Annotated in this window: 12 protein-coding genes and 3 rRNA genes; 14 read left to right on the top strand and 1 reads right to left on the bottom strand. The window is 46.5% G+C overall.

The window, feature by feature from the left end:
• Nucleotides 1-10 precede the first annotated feature (10 nt).
• The 13 genes from GN277_RS19210 (at nucleotide 11) to GN277_RS19150 (ending at nucleotide 17,972) form a co-directional block, all read left to right on the top strand.
• Nucleotides 11-424 carry an endosialidase gene (locus GN277_RS19210; protein ID WP_159752748.1) on the top strand — a complete coding sequence of 138 codons (414 nt, stop codon included), beginning with the start codon at nucleotides 11-13 and terminating at the stop codon, nucleotides 422-424.
• A gap of 124 nt (nucleotides 425-548) precedes the next feature.
• Nucleotides 549-1,907, top strand: coding sequence for a DNA repair protein RadA (radA, locus tag GN277_RS19205; RefSeq protein WP_159752746.1), 1,359 nt, complete (start codon nucleotides 549-551; stop codon nucleotides 1,905-1,907).
• A 17-nt stretch (nucleotides 1,908-1,924) separates the two neighbouring features.
• A complete protein-coding gene (locus GN277_RS19200) occupies nucleotides 1,925-2,635 on the top strand; it encodes a LytR/AlgR family response regulator transcription factor (RefSeq protein ID WP_159752744.1) in 711 nt (236 codons plus the stop codon).
• Nucleotides 2,632-3,924: an ATP-binding protein gene (locus GN277_RS19195; protein WP_159752742.1), complete on the top strand. Its 1,293-nt coding sequence runs from the start codon at nucleotides 2,632-2,634 to the stop codon at nucleotides 3,922-3,924. The genes GN277_RS19200 and GN277_RS19195 overlap by 4 nt, the downstream gene beginning before the upstream one ends.
• A 117-nt stretch (nucleotides 3,925-4,041) precedes the next feature.
• The gene (locus GN277_RS19190; protein WP_159752740.1) at nucleotides 4,042-4,707 is read left to right on the top strand and encodes an ABC transporter ATP-binding protein; all 666 of its coding nucleotides are present in this window, start codon (nucleotides 4,042-4,044) and stop codon (nucleotides 4,705-4,707) included.
• A 13-nt stretch (nucleotides 4,708-4,720) separates the two neighbouring features.
• Nucleotides 4,721-7,270, top strand: a complete 2,550-nt coding sequence (locus tag GN277_RS19185) for an ABC transporter permease (protein WP_159752738.1) — start codon at nucleotides 4,721-4,723, stop codon at nucleotides 7,268-7,270.
• Between the two features lie 335 nt (nucleotides 7,271-7,605).
• Nucleotides 7,606-7,911, top strand: coding sequence for a hypothetical protein (locus GN277_RS30415; protein WP_244324790.1), 306 nt, complete (start codon nucleotides 7,606-7,608; stop codon nucleotides 7,909-7,911).
• A 29-nt stretch (nucleotides 7,912-7,940) separates the two neighbouring features.
• Entirely contained in the window at nucleotides 7,941-9,698 is a 1,758-nt protein-coding gene (locus GN277_RS19175) for an ammonium transporter (protein WP_159752736.1), read from the top strand.
• A gap of 61 nt (nucleotides 9,699-9,759) precedes the next feature.
• Nucleotides 9,760-11,172 (top strand): amidophosphoribosyltransferase, encoded by a 1,413-nt coding sequence (purF, locus tag GN277_RS19170; RefSeq protein ID WP_159752734.1) that lies wholly within the window; start codon nucleotides 9,760-9,762, stop codon nucleotides 11,170-11,172.
• Nucleotides 11,173-11,348: 176 nt separating this feature from the next.
• Complete coding sequence (locus GN277_RS19165) at nucleotides 11,349-12,227, top strand: hypothetical protein (protein ID WP_159752732.1); 879 nt, start codon at nucleotides 11,349-11,351, stop codon at nucleotides 12,225-12,227.
• Nucleotides 12,228-12,705: 478 nt separating this feature from the next.
• Nucleotides 12,706-14,236 (top strand): 16S ribosomal RNA (locus tag GN277_RS19160).
• A 114-nt stretch (nucleotides 14,237-14,350) separates the two neighbouring features.
• Nucleotides 14,351-14,468 (top strand): 5S ribosomal RNA (gene rrf, locus GN277_RS19155).
• A 595-nt stretch (nucleotides 14,469-15,063) separates the two neighbouring features.
• Nucleotides 15,064-17,972, top strand: a 23S ribosomal RNA gene (locus GN277_RS19150).
• Together the 16S, 23S and 5S rRNA genes form the textbook arrangement of a ribosomal RNA operon.
• A 388-nt stretch (nucleotides 17,973-18,360) precedes the next feature.
• On the opposite strand, the gene coaBC is transcribed toward GN277_RS19150, so the two are convergent.
• Nucleotides 18,361-19,566 carry a bifunctional phosphopantothenoylcysteine decarboxylase/phosphopantothenate--cysteine ligase CoaBC gene (gene coaBC, locus GN277_RS19145; RefSeq protein WP_159752730.1) on the bottom strand — a complete coding sequence of 402 codons (1,206 nt, stop codon included), beginning with the start codon at nucleotides 19,564-19,566 and terminating at the stop codon, nucleotides 18,361-18,363.
• Between the two features lie 247 nt (nucleotides 19,567-19,813).
• Here coaBC and GN277_RS19140 point away from each other — a divergent pair, with 247 nt between their 5' ends.
• Nucleotides 19,814-20,446 (top strand): hypothetical protein, encoded by a 633-nt coding sequence (locus tag GN277_RS19140; RefSeq protein WP_159752728.1) that lies wholly within the window; start codon nucleotides 19,814-19,816, stop codon nucleotides 20,444-20,446.
• Nucleotides 20,447-20,931 lie beyond the last annotated feature (485 nt).

Below are 20,931 nucleotides of genomic sequence, written 5' to 3'. Positions count from 1 at the left end.
AGAGATAAATATGGCAGCAGTAAAAGAATTGTTAAAGACTGAAGAAGATGGAACCCTTAGTTTTGGAGACTATACGCTGGCAAGCAAGACGAAGCTGGACGGATACGAGTTTCAGGGCGACATATACAAAGTTAAGACTTTTGCTGAGATTACAAAGTTAGAAAAGAACGGCATGTTTGTATACGAGTCGGTTCCGGGAACCGCTGTGGAGAATTTTCAGGCGGATGAAGATAAGGTTTCTTTTCAGGTATCTGGTATGAAGGATGCACAGTTTACGCTGGAGCTTGGGGCAGACAGCGAATACGAGGTATATCTGGATGAGGCGAACGTTGGGGTTATGAAGACGAACTTAAGCGGGAAGTTAAGCGTCAGTGCGGAGCTTGAGCCCAATCGTCGGGTAGCAGTTAAAGTAGTCAGAAAGTAATCTGGATTGACTGAAAATAATGCATAATGACTGTAGATACAGGCATTAAGAGTAAAATTTAAGAAATAGGGGCTGCGTAAAGCGGCCCTTTTTTGAGCGTTAATGATATAAAGGAGAAGCAGACATGGCAAAAGCAAAGAAAAACGTATATTTCTGCCAGAATTGCGGACACGAGGAGTCGAAATGGCTTGGACAGTGTCCGGCGTGCAGGGAATGGAATACTTTCGTGGAGGAAAAGGTAACGCCGGCGGCAGCGAAGACGGTAAAAGAGAGAAGGGATGCCCAAGTTGTAACCTTGTCAAGTATTGAGACGGATGAAGACGACCGAATGATAACCGGTATCGAGGAATTGGATCAGGTTTTGGGAGGGGGGATTGTAAAGGGATCTCTGGTATTGGTGGGAGGCGATCCTGGAATCGGCAAATCCACCCTGCTATTGCAGGTCTGTCAGCGTCTCTCTGGGGCAGGGCGGAAGCTTCTTTACATATCTGGCGAGGAATCTTTAAAACAGATTAAGCTTCGGGCAAACCGGATGGGAGAGTTTACGGAGAATCTGTATCTTCTGTGTGAGACCAGCCTTGATATCATACGGGGAATCATTGAGCAGCAAAAGCCGGATATGGTGGTAATCGATTCCATCCAGACCATGTACAACGAAGAAGTAGGTTCTGCGCCGGGAAGTGTATCCCAGGTGCGGGAGTCCACTAATATTTTCATGCAGCTTGCGAAAGGATTGAATATCTCCATCTTTATCGTGGGGCATGTGACAAAAGAAGGAACGGTTGCAGGCCCCAGGGTGCTTGAGCATATGGTGGATACGGTCCTGTATTTTGAGGGGGACCGCCATGCCTCTTACCGGATTCTGCGGGGAGTGAAAAACCGCTTTGGCTCTACCAATGAGATTGGCGTCTTCGAGATGCGAAAGGAGGGGCTTACAGAGGTTAAGAATCCGTCTGAGTTCATGTTAAGCGGAAAGCCAAAGTACGCGTCCGGCTCTGTGGTGGCCTGTGCCATGGAAGGAACCAGGCCCATGCTCATGGAGATTCAGGCATTGGTGTGTAAGACGAATTTTGGGATGCCCAGAAGGACGGCGGCAGGATTAGACTATAATCGAGTTAATCTTCTGATGGCAGTACTAGAAAAAAGGCTTGGGCTGCCTCTGTCCGGTTATGACGCTTATGTAAATATTGCCGGAGGAATCCGGTTAAACGAACCTGCGGCGGACTTAGGAATTGTGCTGGCCATTGTCTCTAGTTACAAGAATCGTCCCATTGCGGAGGAGGTAATCGTATTTGGGGAAGTGGGATTGAGCGGCGAAGTGCGGGCCGTATCCATGCCTGAGCAAAGGGTGGCGGAGGCGAAGAAGCTTGGCTTTACTACCTGTGTGATTCCAGAGGTATCCGTGAAAACAGTAGGGAAGGTGGACGGAGTAAAGATAATCGGCGTAAAGAGCGTGGGGGAGGCAATCAGCGTCGGACTGTAGTAAGGAGATAAAAGATTATGATACACATAGCAATCTGTGACGATGAATCTGCGCTGGTGGATTCCTTAAAGGAATTAATCAGACAATACGGGCTGGAAAAAAGCGTGGAGATTAAGATTACCGTTTATTACGACGGACTTGAGCTGATTGAGAAATACGATACCACCATCGACCTGATTTTCCTGGATATCCAGATGAAGCTCTTAGACGGGCTTAGGACTGCAAAGCAGCTTCGTAAGCTGGATGAGGGAGTGGGTATTATCTTTCTGACCACCTTAACCCAGTATGGTCTGGAAGGGTACAAGTACCAGGCGTTGGACTACATAATCAAACCTTTGAAATACGCCCGCCTGAAATCAGAGTTGGACAGATTCCTTTCCCGCCGGCAGAAGGAGGAAAGCCCGTTTATCGTTGTAAATAATGACTCAGGTAAATACAAAATCCTGCTGAATAGCCTCCGGTATGTGGAGACATTTAACCGAAACCTACTGTTCTATTCGGAACAGGAAAATATTATCTGCTACAAGAGTATGAAGGAGGTGGCCCAGGAATTGGCGCCCCATGGCTTTGTGCGGTGCCACAGCGGCTGTCTGGTGAATCTGTCCTATGTGAAGGGGGTAAAAAAATTGGAGATTTCTCTGATAACGGGAGAGACACTGACCATCAGCCAGCCAAAACGAAAGGAATTTATGGAGCAACTGACGGAATACTGGGGTGACAGGCTATGATTAGATTACTGGATTTGATTTCTTTTCTCTTACTGTGGGGAAATGCATTGGTCATTTTCCGGATGCTTCGTACTTTTCTGCCTATGAGGAAGCCTTTTGTATTGGAGATTGGGGCATTTCTGATATGTCCTATGCTTTTTAATGTTGTGGTATATTCCAACGATCTAGCGGGGCTTCTCTGGCCTCTGGTTGGATTTATCCTGTATATTGCACTGTTTTATAAGGGCGGATGGATGGAAAAGCTGACGGCTGTGATGGTATTCTATCCGGCTGTGATCGCAGTGAATTATCTCATGGAGGATACAGGGTCAAGGCTGTTTTTTAGGCTGACTGATGCGCCGGGTTATACCTATGACGGATGGACTAGAGAAACCTGGCTTGTAAGTACCTTTGTCCATACCTGCTTTCTCCTTCTTAGGATGTTGTTCTGGCTGGCTGCGTCAATAGTTTTGCGGAAATATCTGCTTCAGATTATGAAGAAGCTTACTCCGCGCATGTGGATGCTGGTGGATATCCTGCTGCTTGCCCCTGTGGTATCTATTTTCACGATTATCTATTTTATGCCGGAGGAGATGGCCATCGTATATCCTATCTGCGGGGCGGCCATATTTTCCAGCTTTGGGGGTATTTATCTGGCGGCTTATATCAGCAATTCCCTGAAAACCGAATACGGAGCCAGGGAGTTGGAGATGAAGCTTGCATACTTGCACGATAAAGTCAGCGAAGAAGAACGGGTGCGGAGTATTTATCATGATATGAAGAACCACCTGCTTGTGCTTGAGGCCCAGGAGGGCCATTCCAAGGAGGTGGGGGCGTCCATAGAGAAGCTTAGGGAGGAAATAGAGGATTATGAAGCCTACTATCATACGGGAAATGATTTCCTGGACATCATTATCCGAGATAAGATGAAAAAAGCAAGAGAGAAGCAGATTGATTTTCAGGCAGTTATCCGCTTTGAGGCAAGTGACTTTCTGGAGCCTCTGGATATCAGCGCTATTTTTGGAAATGCCCTGGACAATGCGATTGAAGCCAGTGAGAAGCTCTCTGAGAGTATGCGGCTTATTACGGCAAAGGCGTCCCGAATTCACGATATGCTGGTGGTGGCTGTGGAGAATAATATGATGATGGAGCTGCCGCGGGAACGTAAGACCAGCAAGGAGGATGCCTTCCTTCATGGGTTTGGACTGTCCAATATTGAGAAGGCGGTAGAAAAATATGACGGCCAGTGTACGGTAAAGGCAAGGGACGGGAAATTCGTGCTTAAGGTTATGATTCCGATTCCGGAGTAAATAGGTTTACATAATAGATTTTACCTCATAGATATTAGTTTAATCATTTCATGTGGCGGAAATCGGGGAAATGACGTAGGATATTTGCATAGCAAATATAGAAAAGAGGAATCTGTTATGAGTATTTTGAGCACAACAAATCTTACGAAGCAATACGGAAAAGAGCCAAATGTGGTAAACGCCTTAAAGGGTATCGATCTTTCCATAGAGCAGGGAGAATTCGCGGCGATTATCGGAACCTCCGGAAGCGGAAAATCTACTCTTCTCAATATGCTTGGGGGTCTGGACCGCCCAACCTCTGGAAGCGTACGAGTGGACGATTTTGAACTTGGGAAGCTAAACGACGAAGATTTGACGGTTTTCCGCCGCCAGCGTATTGGCTTTATCTTCCAGAACTATAATCTGGTTCCCGTTTTAAATGTATATGAAAACATTACCATGCCGATCCGCCTTGACGGTAAGAAACCGGATAGAAAATTCATCCGAGAGATTATCTCCCTGCTTGGTCTTGATGAAAAAATCTACAACATGCCAAACACCCTGTCCGGCGGGCAGCAGCAGCGGGTGGCGATTGCGCGGGCGCTGGCAGGGAAGCCTGCGATTGTGCTGGCGGATGAGCCGACTGGAAACTTAGACAGCCGCACCAGCGACGAGGTGATTGAGCTTTTGAAGGTTACAAGCAGGAAATACAGCCAGACAATCGTTATGATTACCCATAATCCGGAGATTGCGGCCCAGGCAGACCGTTGTATCCGGATTGAGGACGGCAGGATTTGTGAGTAAGGCGGTGAAGAATATGAAAAAGACAGCAAACGAGCAGCAGGGAATGGTAGGAATACTGACGATGCGAAGCCTTAAAAAGAACCGAGGCAGGAATCTGGTGGCAGTACTGGCGGTTATCATGACAACGATGATGTTTACCACATTGTTTACTCTGACCCAGAGTTTGGGAAAGACTATGACGGAAATGTATCTGCACCAGTCCGGCACCAGCGCTCATGCAACCTGCAAGGAGATTACAGACGACCAGATTGAAAAAATCGCGGCGCATCCGGATGTGAAGAAAATTGGAAGGAGTATTGTGGTAGGGGTAGCCGAGAATCAGAGTATTGCCGGACGACAGGTGGAGATTCGCTATGCTAGCGAACAGTATGCAAGGGATGATTTCGCTTATCCGTCTGTGGGAAGGATGCCGCAAAACAGCGGGGAGATTGCCCTTGACACCTTGACCCTTCAAAGGCTTGGGGGCGACTGTGAGCTGGGAGAACAGGTGACCCTTATGTGGAAGAAGGATTATAAGTCCGATGAAATGACGGAGAGTACCTTTACCCTCTGCGGCTTCTGGGAGGGAAACCTTTCCACCTATGCAAGTATGGCGTGGGTTAGTGAGGAATTCGCCCTACAAGCCTGCGGCGGCGCCGAAAAACCTCAGGACGGTCAGTTCTGCGGTATGCGTATGACGGGTATTTCCTTCAGTGATACGAAAAATATTGAGGAAAAAACGGCAAAGGTTCTTTCAGACTGCGGGCTAAATGAGCTTGAGTTCAATATGAATCTGGCATACTCTGATGAGGTCCAGAAGAGTATTTTGACGGAAAATCTTTCTATGTATGGAGGGATGGCGCTGGTATTCATTGCCGGATATTTGATTATCTTCAATATATTCCAAATATCCGTTGCCTCGGATATTCAGTTTTATGGAAAGCTAAAGACTCTGGGTATGACGAAGAGGCAGCTTCGCAGGATGATACTTGGACAAGGGTGCCTGGTGTCGTTGGCAGGGATTCCGGCGGGGCTACTCCTTGGTTATCTGCTTGGGATTCGGCTGTTTCCAATATTGGTTTCCAGTCCAGAGATGGATGTGTTGGTTTCCGCAAATCCCATCATCTTTATTGGTTCGGCCTTGTTTGCATTGGCCACTGTACTGTCCTCCTGCCTGTTGCCTGCGCGGGCGGCGGGAAAGGTTTCCCCTGTGGAGGCTCTTAGGTATACGGATCGGGACGGTGGTTCTAAGAGAAAAAGCAGAAAGAGTGAAAACGGCGCGTCGCTTTTTGGGATGGCGTGGGCAAATCTCTGGCGCAACCGGAAGCGGACGGTTCTAGTGGTTGGTTCATTGACCCTTGGGATGGTTTTGATGAGCTTCTTCTATGCAAAAAATGCAAGTTTTGATATGGAGAAATATTTAATTGAATATGCGGCGGCAGATTTTCAGATTGACGATGCGACAAATGAACGTGTGAGCGGTTATGACCCGGCAAGCCCTACGATTGACATTAGCCTGATTGGGGATATTTCAAAGCTGGAGGGACTTGAGGAAACCGGACGCCTGTACAGCCGCGAGATAAGTATGCCTGTCAGCCAACAGGCTTGTGAGAACTTCAAGACTTTTTATACAGAGGAAACTTTGGAGGATTTTGCTTCCTTTGACCCTACATTTTCGGAATGGAAGAAGAAATACGACGAGATGCTCTCTGGCGGCGAGGCTGTTCATACGGTCTACGGAGCTGACGGATTGATTCTTGAGGCGGCTGTTGACAAGCAGTATGTGGCGGCAGGAGAATATGATGCAGAGAAATTCGCAGGCGGAGAATATGTCCTTGCCATTGGTCCGTCGGCAGAAGGAGAAGAACTCCTTCCCACTTATTCTGTGGGAGAAAAGCTTCAGATAGAAGGCAGAGAATTTACGGTCATGGCAGTATTGCTTCCGTTAAGTCCGATGGTAAAGGGAACCAGGGCAGTCTTCGATATTCCGTTGGTGATTCCGGCGGATACATTTACCCAGTTATGGCAGGAAAGCAATCTGAGGAAATTTTATTTCAATGTAGCCGACAGTCAGACAAAGAGTGCGTCCGAGCTTCTTAAGGAATACCAGCAGACAAAGGCAGCGGGAATGAACATTGTCTCAAGGAAGTCCATCGAAGAACAGTACGAAGCGGAAACCCGTTCCTCTGCTGTGACGGGGTACGCAATCAGTGTTGTAATTGCGCTGGTAGGAATATTGAATTTTGTCAACAGCATGGTTACAGCGATTATTTCCAGAAAGAAGGAATTTGCCATGATTCAGAGTGTGGGAATGACGAAGCGGCAGCTTCGCAGGCTGTTGACCTTTGAAGGGCTTTATTATGCAGGTATGACACTGGCGGTTTCTTATGTATTGAGCGTCGTTGTGGTCGGTGTGCTTGTGCGGGCGCTGGTGGCGGATGGTTATTCTACGTTCCGGTTTACCTTGCTGCCGCTGATTGGATGTACGCCCTTTTTACTGGCGCTTGCAGTTTTGATTCCATATATCTGTTTTAAAAATCTTGAGAAGCAGAGTGTAGTGGAACGGCTGCGAATGGCGGATTAATAATATTTTTGTAACAGTTCAGCCTTCACATAGTCAAAAGGTGCCATGAAACGGAAGTCCATAGACGCGCTGAAGAAATTATTTATGGGTACACCGGCTATATTTTAGCCGGTGTAATACCAGTTAGTCCAGCCGGTAGGCTGAACTGTTACTTAAAAACGATAGAAAAATTAAAAAAGGATTGACAAATGATTTTAAAGGGTGTATCATCCAACATGTAAAGGCAAGGGCGTCTTTGAGATGAAGTTCTCAGAGACGCTTTTTACTTTACAAATGAAAATACACGATTTGATATAAAAGGCAAGGGGGTCTTTTGCGGCGCAGGGAAAAGCGTCATGAAAGCCATCCTTGCCTTTTTATTTTCAAATTGGAAGGAGTGGGATTATGAAGAATGTATCAGATTTTTTGGATGTAAAGTATTCCAGCCGCTTTACCGTACAACACCGGATTGTATGCCGCATTTGCTGGATGAAAAGAATGTACGGATGCCGGAGCTTAAGTCCAGATGGGAGGGACTTCTAAAAAAACTTGCAAGATTGGAAGAACAGATTGCGGTCAAGACCGATGAATTGGAAGAAACAGCGATGCGGCTTACAGGTGCGGAAGACGTAGAATTTACTGTTTGGCGTAAAATAAGTTGATAAATTTAACCTGATTGGAGGAAAAAAATATGGATGAAGCTATGAAAGAACTTGTGCAGGAAGCAGTATCCGGCGAAGTGTTTGGAGTCTGGTTTTTAATTGGAGCCGCATTAGTGTTCTGGATGCAGGCAGGTTTTGCAATGGTAGAGGCAGGTTTTACCAGGGCAAAAAATACAGGAAATATCATTATGAAGAACTTGATGGATTTTTGTATTGGAACCGTAGTATTTATACTGATTGGCTTTGGTTTGCTGATGGGAGAAGACTTGTTTGGATTTATCGGAAAGCCAGGATTCGATTTGTTTACGGCATATGCAGAGTTTGATTTTTCAAGCTTTGTATTTAACCTTGTATTCTGTGCTACAACGGCGACCATCGTTTCCGGTGCAATGGCAGAACGTACAAAATTTCTTTCCTATTGTATTTATTCCGGTGTGATTTCTGCGCTGATCTATCCGATCGAAGCACACTGGATCTGGGGAGGAGGATGGCTTTCGCAGCTTGGCTTCCACGATTTTGCCGGCTCCTGTGCGATTCATATGGTAGGCGGTATTTCCGCATTGATCGGTGCAAAAATTCTTGGTCCCCGTATCGGAAAATTTACCAGGGATACGAGCGGAAAAGTTTTGAAAGTAAATGCATTTCCGGGACACAGCATTGCACTTGGATCGCTTGGAGTGTTTATTCTCTGGCTCGGCTGGTATGGATTTAATGGTGCGGCTGCAACTTCTATTGCGCAGCTTGGTTCTATATTCCTGACAACAACAGTCGCACCGGCTGTTGCAACAGTTGTCTGTATGATCTTTACATGGATAAAATATGGAAAGCCGGATGTTTCCATGTGTCTGAACGCATCTTTGGCAGGACTTGTGGCAATCACAGCGCCGTGTGATGTGACGGATGCATTCGGTGCGGTTGTGATTGGAGTAGTTGCAGGCTTTTTGGTCGTGTTTGGTGTTTGGCTTCTTGACCATGTACTTCGTATTGACGATCCGGTCGGAGCAGTTGCAGTGCATTGCATGAATGGGATCTGGGGTACACTGGCAGTCGGATTATTTGCTACAGATACGGCTCCTGGATACAGTATTGCAAATGCTTCGGGAGAAACTTTAACTGGTCTGTTTTATGGCGGCGGTTTTGAGTTATTAAAACTTCAGCTTATCGGTTTTGTCAGTGTCGCAGCATGGACGGCGGTTACTATAACGATTACATTTCTTGTGATCAGAGCGATTGCGGGTCTTCGTGCAGACAGAGAAGAAGAGATGGCCGGCCTTGATGCGGCAGAACATGGTCTCCCTTCTGCATATGCAGGTTTTGCAATGCTTCCAGAGTATATTGAAGAGGGAAATGATCCTGTGGCGGTATCCGGTGATATTCCGGTTGCGGAAGCGATCCCTGTTAAGAAAGTTCCTGCATTTGAAGAAGGAACTCCGAAGTTTACAAAGATTGAGATTGTCTGTAAGGAATCCAGATTTGAAGCATTAAAGAATGCGCTTATGAAGCTTGGGATTACTGGTATGACAGTATCCCATGTCTTAGGATGCGGGATTCAGAAAGGTAAACCGGAATATTACCGCGGCGTACAGGTTGAGGCGAATCTGTTTCCAAAAGTACAGGTGGATATCGTAGTCAGCGCCGTTCCGGTCCGCAAGGTGATTGACACAGCGAAGAAGGTACTTTACACAGGACACATTGGAGATGGAAAGATCTTTGTTTATGATGTGGAAAATGTGGTAAAAGTAAGAACCGGTGAAGAAGGTTTTGACGCCCTTCAGGATGTGGAATAAAAGTCAGGACATTTTGCGACTTTTGTGCAGAATACTCTATATAGCAGGAGGGAATGAGGTTATGGCTATTCATGAAGAATGCGGTGTATTCGGAGTGATGGGTACCCAAAAAGGAAATGTGGCAGGCATTGTTTATTATGGGCTGTATGCCCTGCAGCACAGAGGACAGGAGAGCTGTGGGATTGTTGTGAATGATGACGGCGTATTTTCTTCTTATAAAGATCTGGGACTTGTCAGTGAAGTATTTTCTGAAGATACATTCACCCATTTTCCGATGGGAAATATGGCGGTGGGACATGTAAGATATGGAACAACCGGAGGAAATACAAGAAATAACTGCCAGCCTGTTGAAGTCAATCACCAGAAAGGAAAGATGGCGCTGGCGCACAATGGGAATCTAAGCAATGCATTGGAGCTTCGCGATAAGCTGGAATTATCGGGAGCCATTTTCCATACAACCAGTGATACAGAAACCATCGCTTATGTGATTACGAGAGAAAGGCTTGTGACGCCAAGCATTGAGGAAGCAGTCAGCAATACCATGAATTTATTGGAAGGCGCTTATTCGCTGGTGATGATTTCTTCTACAAAGATGATTGCGGCAAGAGATCCATATGGGTTCCGGCCGCTTTGCTATGGAAAGACGGCGGACGGGGCATATGTGGCTGCATCTGAAAGCTGTGCTCTGTCAGCGGTAGGAGCAGAGTTTATCCGTGATGTGCTGCCGGGAGAGATTCTGGTATTTACGGAAAACGGTGTGGAATCAAGGCGGGAACACTGTGAAAAACAGAGACGGAGAATCTGCATTTTTGAATACATCTATTTTGCAAGACCAGATTCTGTTATAGACGGCATATCCGTACATGAATCCCGGATGAAAGCCGGAGAATTACTGGCAGAGAGCTATCCAAAATGCGCGGATATCGTGATCGGCGTTCCAGACAGCGGATTGGACGCGGCATTGGGGTATGCGAAAAAATCCGGTATTCCCTACGGGATCGGGCTGATCAAAAATAAGTATATCGGAAGGACATTCATCTCTTCGGGACAAAATGAACGTCTGGATAAGGTCAGGATTAAGCTGAGTCCTGTCAAGAAGGTAATTGATGGAAAAAGAGTTGTACTGATTGATGATTCCATTGTCAGAGGGACGACCAGCAAACGTATTGTAAAACTTTTGCGTGATGCCGGAGCGAAAGAGATCCATATGAGAATCTCTGCCCCTCCATTTTTATATCCCTGTTATTACGGTACGGATATTGATTCAGAGGAAAAACTGATTGCATGCCATCATAGTATGGGCGAGATTGCAAGGATCATTGGAGTAGATTCTTTGGGATATTTACCAGTAGAAAAGCTGGATAAACTGATAGACAGTGAGGATTATTGCGCTGCCTGCTTTCAGGGGGAATATCCGACTAAAATTCCGGCAGACCCGCGTAAGGACCGTTTTGAGAGGAAACTGTCTGAATAGGTTTGGGATAAAGAGGTGCATATATGAGTAACAGTGAAGCCAGAAGGCTGAACTGTTACATATTTTTTGGAAAAATTTGGAAAAAAACTTGACATATATAGCAGAAAGAAGTATCAAGATAGAAGGAGATGGTAAACGGAAATCAAAAAAAGTGAGTTTTGGAGGAGTAGATTGTTATGGAGATGGTTCTCAGACTTAGGATGCCTGGTGTGAGTACTGTACACTGTGAGCGGGTTGCCAGAGCAAGCCTGCTCATTGTGTTTTCAGTGCTTTTGTACTGCTGTATCAGAAGCTATGGGGTAGATTTCAGAATAATGTCAGAGGATACTGGAGTATATGGCGGGACGATGATGAAAAGCTGTGGTTTGGTTTATGGGGAGGCAGAACCCATTGTTGGAAATGCAGGCAATACGCCCATGGAGATGTGTGGACAGGACTCGAAAAACGTGACAGGGAAGATGATAGAGGAGTATCGGCAGATCGTAGGAATCAGAGGTCGGGTGGAGTATCCAGAGCAGATGAACACGGTAGATATAAAGGATGAAGAAGTAGATTCATGGAACTTTGGCTGGACGGAGAAGCTGTGGCCAGAAAAGGATATATGGTCACTGGAGAATTCCTGGGATACAGGGATAGCAGAACCGGAGGATAATGCTGCTGTTGATGCTCCGCTTGTTGATGCGCCGCCAATTCAAGAAGATGGGGAGGTTACGGATATAGTTGACGAAATCAGAGATATTGGCGGATTTCTTGTAGATCGTCAGGGATATATTGTCGGAATTACGGATTCTCTTGTATTAATGGATGGGATTTTGGCGATTGCCTCAGACGAAAAATGTGTCGGAATCAAGGCAGATGCATTTTGCGGTGTGGGAGAAGATGTGTTTGAAATCTATATTCCGGCGAATATATGCGAAATTGAACAGGGAGCTTTTGACGGTTTTACCAATCTTATGTACATTGAAGTGGCAGACGAGAATCCCTATTGTTATAGTATAGACGGGATTTTGTACGCAAAATATGGGGAAGAAATTGCTTATCCGGCGGGTAGATAAAAAATATTTAAAAAAATTAAAAAAAGCTGTTGACAATATATGACATATATGGTAATCTAATTGAGCTGTCAGGTGAGCAAAGAAATACAAAGAACGACAGCAAAAAAAGTTTGAAAAAACTTGAAAAAAGTTGTTGACAAGCGACGAAAGATGTGATAATCTAATATAGCTGTCGCAAGAGAACAACGAACAGCAAAGAACCTTGATAATTAAACAATAGACAACAACCCTGAAAATTTCTTGAGAGAAATTTCAGAACGTGGTTTTAAATGAAAGAAAAAGTCTGGCTTAGCCGGATGGTTCAGAAGTTTAAAACCAACCTTATAAACAGTAATAACGGGAAAAGAAAAAGCGAGCATTTTTCTTGACCGAGATTAAACGAAAAGGATGCTACACAGCTCTAAGCTCGTGGGAAACCTCGCTAAGAACTGTGTAGCGTCTAAACGCTAAGGTTTGTGAAAGACCAAACCTAAGCTTTTTAGACGAGAGTTTGATCCTGGCTCAGGATGAACGCTGGCGGCGTGCCTAACACATGCAAGTCGAGCGAAGCACTTGAATACGATTCTTCGGATGAGGATTCTTGTGACTGAGCGGCGGACGGGTGAGTAACGCGTGGGCAACCTGCCTTACACAGGGGGATAACAGTTAGAAATGACTGCTAATACCGCATAAGACCACAAAACCGCATGGTTTGGTGGTAAAAACTCCGGTGGTGTAAGATGGGCCCGCGTCTGATTAGGTAGTTGGTGGGGTAACGGCCTACCAAGCCGACGATCAGTAGCCGACCTGAGAGGGTGACCGGCCACATTGGGACTGAGACACGGCCCAGACTCCTACGGGAGGCAGCAGTGGGGAATATTGCACAATGGGGGAAACCCTGATGCAGCGACGCCGCGTGAGCGATGAAGTATTTCGGTATGTAAAGCTCTATCAGCAGGGAAGAAAATGACGGTACCTGACTAAGAAGCCCCGGCTAACTACGTGCCAGCAGCCGCGGTAATACGTAGGGGGCAAGCGTTATCCGGATTTACTGGGTGTAAAGGGAGCGTAGACGGCTTGGCAAGCCAGATGTGAAAGGCTGGGGCTCAACCCCAGGACTGCATTTGGAACTGTCATGCTAGAGTGTCGGAGAGGCAGGCGGAATTCCTAGTGTAGCGGTGAAATGCGTAGATATTAGGAGGAACACCAGTGGCGAAGGCGGCCTGCTGGACGATGACTGACGTTGAGGCTCGAAAGCGTGGGGAGCAAACAGGATTAGATACCCTGGTAGTCCACGCCGTAAACGATGACTACTAGGTGTCGGGTGGCAAAGCCATTCGGTGCCGCAGCCAACGCAATAAGTAGTCCACCTGGGGAGTACGTTCGCAAGAATGAAACTCAAAGGAATTGACGGGGACCCGCACAAGCGGTGGAGCATGTGGTTTAATTCGAAGCAACGCGAAGAACCTTACCTGATCTTGACATCCCCCTGACAGCTTCGTAATGGGAGTTTTCCTTCGGGACAGGGGAGACAGGTGGTGCATGGTTGTCGTCAGCTCGTGTCGTGAGATGTTGGGTTAAGTCCCGCAACGAGCGCAACCCTTATCTTCAGTAGCCAGCATTTCGGGTGGGCACTCTGGAGAGACTGCCAGGGACAACCTGGAGGAAGGTGGGGATGACGTCAAATCATCATGCCCCTTATGACCAGGGCTACACACGTGCTACAATGGCGTAAACAAAGGGAAGCGAACACGTGAGTGCAAGCGAATCCCAAAAATAACGTCTCAGTTCGGATTGTAGTCTGCAACTCGACTACATGAAGCTGGAATCGCTAGTAATCGCGAATCAGAATGTCGCGGTGAATACGTTCCCGGGTCTTGTACACACCGCCCGTCACACCATGGGAGTCAGTAACGCCCGAAGCCGGTGACCCAACCGAAAGGAGGGAGCCGTCGAAGGTGGGACCGATAACTGGGGTGAAGTCGTAACAAGGTAGCCGTATCGGAAGGTGCGGCTGGATCACCTCCTTTCTAAGGAAAAGAGAAACTTTTTCGTCTGGAGCAATCCAACTAAAACGGAAAAGGAGTAAGGGATTGTTGTCTATTGTTTAGTTGTCAAGGCTGTTAAAAGCCATGATGGCAATGTCTGGTGGCGACGCGTTTGAGGGAAACACCCGTACCCATCCCGAACACGAAGGTTAAGCCTTAAGCGGCCGATGGTACTGCACTGGAGACGGTGTGGGAGAGCAGGTGGCCGCCAGACTTTAAAAATCTTAATGAGAACAGGCGAAGCGCAGGTCGAGTTTGGATTTTTAAGTGGTTCACCAAGCAAAGGTAAGGTGAACATCCTGAAACGACAGAGTGCGTAAGATAAGATTACGCCGAGTCTTTAGGTATAGATACAGGCAAGGATGAGCAACAACTTATCAACGCCAACCCAATCAGCAGGGCAGTGCTGTTCTGATAACTGGTTTTACCAGTGATTAGAGATTTGAATAGAGGAAGTTTTAAAGCAGAGGCTTTAGAACAATCTTCATACTAAGCTCGTGGGGGACCTCGCTAAGTATTCAGGTTTCTAATGACTGATAAAAAGCAGTCAACATGTACCTTGAAAACCGCATACAAGAAATAAATGATAAGATAAATATCTTAATCAAGACATCCGAGGTAATTTAAATGAACACTTCACAAATGCAAAAGCAAAGGTGTTAGTGTGAATGATGTTTGGCAGTTATGCCAAATACATTTAGATTATATCCAATTCGAGAAAACGAATTCAAAAAACAACCTATAAGCCAACGCCGGTAACGCTATACCGGTGAGAACAAGCAAAACATCCCGTTTTCGCAAGTTCAGTTGGTCATGCTAGAAAGAGCGTATGGTGGATGCCTTGGCACTAAGAGCCGATGAAAGACGTGATAAGCTGCGAAAAGCTTCGGGGAGGAGCAAATATCCTACGATCCGGAGATCTCTGAATGGGGAAACCCACTTGAGCAAACCTCAAGTATCCTTAACCCAATTCATAAGTTAAGGAAGGGAACCCGGTGAACTGAAACATCTAAGTAGCCGGAGGAAAAGAAAGAAACTTCGATTTCCAAAGTAGCGGCGAGCGAAATGGAATGAGCCTAAACCAGTGTGCGTGCACGCTGGGGTTCGAACCGCGTAATTGATTCATGAGTCTTAGCAGAACGGTTTTGGGAAAGCCGGCCAAAGAGGGTGAAAGCCCCGTAAGCGAAAAGACAAATGACATGGCGGGATCCAGAGTACCACGAGACACGTGGAACCTTGTGGGAATATGCGGGGACCACCCCGTAAGGCTAAATACTCCTTAGTGACCGATAGCGCATAGTACTGTGAAGGAACGGTGAAAAGAACCCCGTGAGGGGAGTGAAAAAGAACCTGAAACCATATGTTTACAAGCTGTGGAACATCCATATGAGATGAACCGCGTACTTTTTGTAGAACGGTCCGGCGAGTTACGCCGGCTGGCGAGGTTAAGTCCTTAAGGGATGGAGCCGAAGGGAAACCAAGTCTTAATAGGGCAAGCGATACCCATAGGGTAGCGCAAGAGTCAGTCGGAGTAGACCCGAAACCGGGTGATCTATCCATGTCCAGGATGAAGCTGCCGTAAAAGGCAATGGAGGTCCGAACCCACATCCGTTGAAAAGGGTGGGGATGAGGTGTGGATAGGGGAGAAATTCCAATCGAACCCGGAGATAGCTGGTTCTCCTCGAAATAGCTTTAGGGCTAGCCTCATACAAGTCTTGCGGAGGTAGAGCACTGAATTTCCTAGGGGGCGTCAAAGCTTACCGAAGAATATCAAACTCCGAATGCCGCGTAGATGATGTATGGGAGTCAGACTGCACGAGATAAGTTGGGTAGTCGAAAGGGAAAGAGCCCAGACCTACAGCTAAGGCCCCAAAATGTATGTTAAGTGGAAAAGGATGTGGGATTTCAAAGACAACTAGGATGTTGGCTTAGAAGCAGCCATACATTCAAAGAGTGCGTAATAGCTCACTAGTCGAGAGGTCCTGCGCCGAAAATGTCCGGGGCTGAAACATACTGCCGAAGCTTAGGAATCAGAAATGATTGGTAGAGGAGCATTGGATACTGGAGGAAGCAGTACTGAAAAGAGCTGTGGACGGTATCGAAGAGAGAATGCCGGAATGAGTAGCGAGAGGAAGGTGAGAATCCTTCCGGCCGAATATCCAAGGTTTCCAGGGTAAAGCTGATCTGCCCTGGGGAAGTCGGGACCTAAGGCGAGGCCGAGAGGCGTAGCCGATGGACAACAGGTTGAGATTCCTGTACCACAATTTAACAGAACTGTGGGGACACGTGTGGAAAGCATAAGCCGGGAATGAAGAAACCGGCGCAAGCGAGGTAGGAGGTACATTGGCAAATCCGTGTATCAATCTGAAGACGTGATGCGGACCGAATTAAGAGTAGGGAAGTATGTGAGCCATGCGTCAAGAAAAGCCGCTATAGTTTGAATTGTGCCCGTACCGTAAACCGACACAGGTGGATGAGGAGAGAATCCTAAGGCCGACGGGAGAAGCATTGTCAAGGAACTCGGCAAAATGACTCCGTAACTTCGGGAGAAGGAGTGCCAGGTAAGACTGGCCGCAGAGAATTGGCCCAAGCAACTGTTTAGCAAAAACACAGGTCTGTGCAAAACCGAAAGGTGAAGTATACGGGCTGACGCCTGCCCGGTGCTGGAAGGTTAAGAGGAGAGGTTAGCGAAAGCGAAGCCTAGAATTGAAGCCCCAGTAAACGGCGGCCGTAACTATAACGGTCCTAAGGTAGCGAAATTCCTTGTCGGGTAAGTTCCGACCCGCACGAAAGGCGTAATGATTTGGGCACTGTCTCGACAATGCACCCGGTGAAATTGAAGTACCAGTGAAGATGCTGGTTACCCGCGCCAGGACGGAAAGACCCCATGGAGCTTTACTCCAGCTTGATACTGGGATTCGGTATTGCATGTACAGGATAGGCGGGAGGCTAGGAAGTGGTGACGCCAGTTGCCATGGAGCCGCTGTTGGGATACCACCCTTGCAGTATTGGATTTCTAACCAGAGGCCGTAAGCCGGTCTGGGGACAATGTCAGGTGGGGAGTTTGACTGGGGCGGTCGCCTCCGAAAGGGTATCGGAGGCGCTCAAAGGTTCCCTCAGAATGGTTGGAAACCATTCGCAGAGCGCAAAGGCAGAAGGGAGCTTGACTGTGACACCGACGGGTGGAGCAGGTACGAAAGTAGGACTTAGTGATCCGGTGGTATAAAGTGGGATTGCCATCGCTCAACGGATAAAAGCTACCCTGGGGATAACAGGCTTATCACTCCCAAGAGTTCACATCGACGGAGTGGTTTGGCACCTCGATGTCGGCTCATCGCATCCTGGGGCTGAAGTAGGTCCCAAGGGTTGGGCTGTTCGCCCATTAAAGCGGTACGCGAGCTGGGTTCAGAACGTCGTGAGACAGTTCGGTCCCTATCCGGCGCGGGCGTAGGATATTTGAGAGGAGCTGTCCTTAGTACGAGAGGACCGGGATGGACTGGCCGCTGGTGGATCTGTTGGCTAATCAAGGCCATGGCAGAGTAGCCAAGCCGGGAGGGGATAAACGCTGAAGGCATCTAAGCGTGAAGCCCCCCTCAAGATGAGATATCCCTACCAAGTGTAGTAAGACCCCTTGAAGACGACAAGGTAGATAGGGCGGAGGTGGAAGTGCAGTAATGTATGGAGCTGACCGCAACTAATCGGTCGAGGGCATGACCAAAGGTGGATAGGTAAAGGAAGAAGATGGAAGATCAGATAGAGCTTAGAATAGAGTTTCTTGTGTGCAGTTTTGAGGGTACATAATATAGATATGTAAGAGAAGGTAATTGGTAAGAGTCAGTTACCTTTTTTGTTATTAATGAATTTGCTATACTACCCATAGAAGTTATGCAAATAAAATTTGTGTTAGTCATGGGAGCGCTTTAGATTGGTGCAGTTCCCATTTTCTTCTATAGCTTGACAGAGAGCAAACATCTGGAAATTATGGAGGAGCTTAAAAAGCGGAGGGAATCCGAAGAAAAATAAAGTAAGAATATAGAGAACTTAGTATCTTCTGGCGGGACGTATGCCAGAAGATACTTTTTCGTTAAATGTTATTATCTTGCCAACTAAGACTTACTGTCTAAGATAGACAGAATCTTATCCAAAATACAAAATGCGACCTCCTCCTTATTCATAATAGGAAGTTCCGTGGCTTCCTTTGGAGTAATCATTGTGACAATATTCGTATCCGTCTCAAAACCTGCGCCAGCCACCTTTAGGTTGTTTGCAACAATCATATCCAGATTTTTTTTATCCAGTTTTTTACGGGAGTTTTCCAGCATATTTTCTGTTTCCATGGAGAATCCGCAAAGGAATTGTCCAGGCTTTTTATGATCTCCCAGATATTTTAGAATATCACGTGTTCGTTCTAAAGAAATGGACAACTCAGCGTCAGTTTTTTTCACCTTCTCATTGGCGATCTGGCTTGGGCGGTAATCGGCCACAGCCGCGGCTTTGATGATCAAATCCATGGAATCGCTTCGAGATATGACCGCATCATACATATCTCCTGCTGAAGTCACCGGAACCACATCAGCGAACATGGGGGGTTTTAAAGCCGTTTGTCCAGTCACCAGCGTAACCTGGGCCCCTCGGAGTATACAGGCTTTTGCAATACTGTAGCCCATTTTTCCGGAGGAATGATTGGTAAGGTAACGGACAGGGTCAAGGGCTTCCTGGGTAGGACCGGCGGTTACAAGAACTTTCATGCCAGCCATGTCCTTGGAACAAGCGCAGGCGCGCAGAATGTGCTCGAATAAAATCTCCGGTTCCTCCATCTTTCCGGCGCCCACATCACCGCAGGCCAGACGCCCGCTGGCAGGCGAAATGATTTCCATGCCATACTGCCTGAGGAGTGAGAGGTTATCTATGGTAACCGGATTCTCATACATTCCGGTATTCATGGCAGGGGCGATAAGCTTTGGCGCTTTGCTTGCCAGTATGGTGGTGGTGAGCATGTCGTCAGCCAGCCCATGGGCAAGCTTGGCAATTACATTGGCGGTTGCCGGCGCTACAATGATTAAGTCTGCTTTCTTGGCCAGGGCAACATGCTCTACTTTGAATTCAAAATTGCGGTCGAATGTATCTGTGATGCACTTGTGCCCTGTCAGGGCTTCAAAGGTAATGGGATTGATAAAATTGGTTGCGTGCTCTGTCATGACGACACGGACCTCTGCACCGGATTTAACCAGGAGGCTTGCTAAGGATGCGCTTTTATATGCCGCAATTCCTCCTGTAACTCCCAAAAGGATTGTTTTATTATTCAGCTTCATAAATAGTTCCTTTCCAGATATTTTTGTAAATGATATTATTACTATAGCTTGTTTGAGAAAATGTTGCAAGAACCTCCTATATTTTTACAGAATAAAATGGACTTTGATGGAGATACATGGTAAAATATAAAATGCTTTGACGATTTTCGTTTTGCTTAAGCCAGAAGGGTGAAACCTATGGAAAAATAGGGCGATAGGCGAAGCACAAAATAGAGTTGTATAAAAAATGTAGGATGGGGTTGAGTGTATGAAAAGAATTTTAATTGGGTTGATTGTAGCGTCTAGCATGGTATTTACAGGATGCGGAGACAAGGATGAGAAGAAGGATACACCTGATACAGCAAAGCAGGAGGCTTCCGCTGAGGCAACAGGTGCAGATGTGACAGCAGGAGTAGATCAGCCAAAAGAGAAGGATGAAAATGCGATTGATGGAATATCTACTCTATCTACGGAGGATGGAAGCGTTAAGATTTCCATTGCCAGACCGGAAGGGTTTGAGGATGTGGAATTCAGCTCAGAACAGCAGGTAGCGTTTCAGCGGATGGGTGCGGACGGTACAAGCAGTACCCAGGTTAATCTTCGACTGATGGCAGAAGATGAAAATTCTGTGATAACAACAGCAAAGCAGGAGGTCGAGTATCTTATGAGCGCCAATACGGATGACCAGGGGACGGTAGGAGAGATTCAGACGCTGTCGGCTGGAGAGAGGCAATGGTCGTTCTTTTCCTATACAGTGGCAGGCGAGGAAGGGTATAGGCTGTGGACAAGCCTGGCTAATGGATGTATTCTTTCCTGTGCTGTGGAGAATATCGGAAGTGGATTAGAACCCCTTGCGGCAGACAATCTGGCTCAGATGCTGTCAGCTTCGATTCAAGAGTAAATGGAACAAGGTGTAAAGTCTTTATTGAATTTTTAAAGATTTTGCACCTTTTAATTACTCTAAAACATCTTGAAACACTCTCAAATACTTTGTAATATTTAAAAAAATAGCTGTAATCCTCGAAAATCAAGGTTTATAGCTATTTTTACTACCAGGGGATGAGAAAATCGAACTCCAATGAGTGTATGTAGAAAAGTCTCAGAAATGCCGATTTTTCAAGGAAAATGAGATGTCAAAAGGATTTTTACCATGATTAAGTTTGATTAAATATTAATCAAAGTTGCATCCATAACGAATAGTGTATAGAGAAAGGAGATTCTTGCACGTATGACAACGAAAGAATTTCAGACTTTAAAATAAGTCGCACAGTTGATTCAACAGAATTGATTGTGGGGCTTATTTTAGTGCCTGAATTTCTTCATAGGGAGGAACTATAGAGTTAGATATCTCAAAATGTCTGTACAAGTCGTATACAACGTTACTGG

Origin of the sequence: Sporofaciens musculi, assembly GCF_009830285.1 — a bacterium.
Taxonomy (GTDB): Bacteria; Bacillota; Clostridia; order Lachnospirales; family Lachnospiraceae; genus Sporofaciens; species Sporofaciens musculi.
Note: the sequence above shows the minus strand (reverse complement) of the source record. Positions and strands in the feature narration are given on the sequence as shown.